General features: G+C 69.3%; 1 protein-coding gene. It reads left to right on the forward strand.

The genetic code is table 11. The annotated features are described in order from the left end of the window. The first annotated feature begins 285 nt into the window (after positions 1–285). Positions 286–1,092 (forward strand): endonuclease/exonuclease/phosphatase family protein, encoded by an 807-nt coding sequence (locus GO615_RS27655; protein ID WP_246262530.1) that lies wholly within the window; start codon positions 286–288, stop codon positions 1,090–1,092. Positions 1,093–1,249 lie beyond the last annotated feature (157 nt).

A 1,249-nucleotide genomic window follows, 5' to 3' on the forward strand; every position in this document is an offset into this window, starting at 1 on the left:
AGAGGTGTATAAGAGACAGGATCATCGGCCGTCTCCCCGTGCGTCCGGCGGGTGCGATCCCGACGTGGCGGCGATCTGGCCGCGGCGGCGCGTGCAGGGGGCCGTGTACGGGCACCGCCCTGCCGCTTCGCCGGCAAGCATCGCTGCAACGATCATCTGGCGACCCCCGTCACGTGAAAGTATTGTTGCAATGCCTAGACTATCTCATTCGGGCGCAAGAGCACCGTGATCTAAGTAGCAGGGGGCCGGAAGGCTGAGCGCCCGCAGTGTCGCTCGCGCTTCGTCATGGAGGTGAACATGCAGCTCGCGGTGATGTCCTTCAACATCCGCTGTGCCTCGGCGCCGGACGGCGAGCACGCGTGGTCGCAGCGCAAGGGGCTGGTGGTCGAGCGCATCCGCGCCTTCGACCCCGATCTGCTGGGCCTGCAGGAGTGCCGCGACGATGAGCAGGCCGAATACGTGCGCGCCGCGCTGCCGGACTACGAATTCGTCGGCGTGCAGCGCGGCGGCGACGGCGACCCGGCGGTCGAGATGGCGCCGCTGCTATACCGCCGTGCGGCCTTCGAGGAACTCGCGCGCGGCCACTTCTGGCTCGCGGACGAACCGGACACGCCGGGGCGGCAGTCCTGGGGCGCGGCCTACCCGCGCACCGCGAGCTGGGTGAGGCTCGCGCCGCGCGACGGCAGCGGGCGCCGCCTCACCTTCCTCAATACGCACTTCGACTACGAGGGCACGTCACGCGAGGAGTCGGCGCGCCTGTTGCGGGACCGGGTGCAGGCGCTGCCGCAGGACGAGGGGGTGGTCGTCACCGGCGACTTCAACGCCGAACGCGACTCGGTGACCTTCCGCGAGCTCACCGCCGGCAGTGCGCTGCGCGAGGTGCTGCAGGAAGCGGGTGCGGCGGTCGGCACCTATCACGACTACGGCCGCGCGCCCGTGCGCGAGGCGATCGACTGGATCCTCGCCTCGCCGCAGTTTCGCACCGTGGCGGCCGGCGCGGACACCTGGCACTCGGGCCGGCTTTATCCCTCCGACCATTTCCCGGTCACGGCGCGGCTCGCGTTCAGCCGTCCGGGAGCGGAGCTGGTGTAGTGGTGCGTTCTCAATGAGGCATGGCCATTCCCCGGCACCTCCTCGCGGTTGGAGCTCGCAAGGCGCGATTAGCAGGTTCCTTCCCCTTCAAGGGGAAGGACAGGATGGGGATGGGTTTCTTGCAGACGCTGCGGAGTCCACCCATCCCCACCCCAAC

The sequence above is a fragment of the Aromatoleum evansii genome, from assembly GCF_012910805.1.
Taxonomy (GTDB): domain Bacteria; phylum Pseudomonadota; class Gammaproteobacteria; order Burkholderiales; family Rhodocyclaceae; genus Aromatoleum; species Aromatoleum evansii.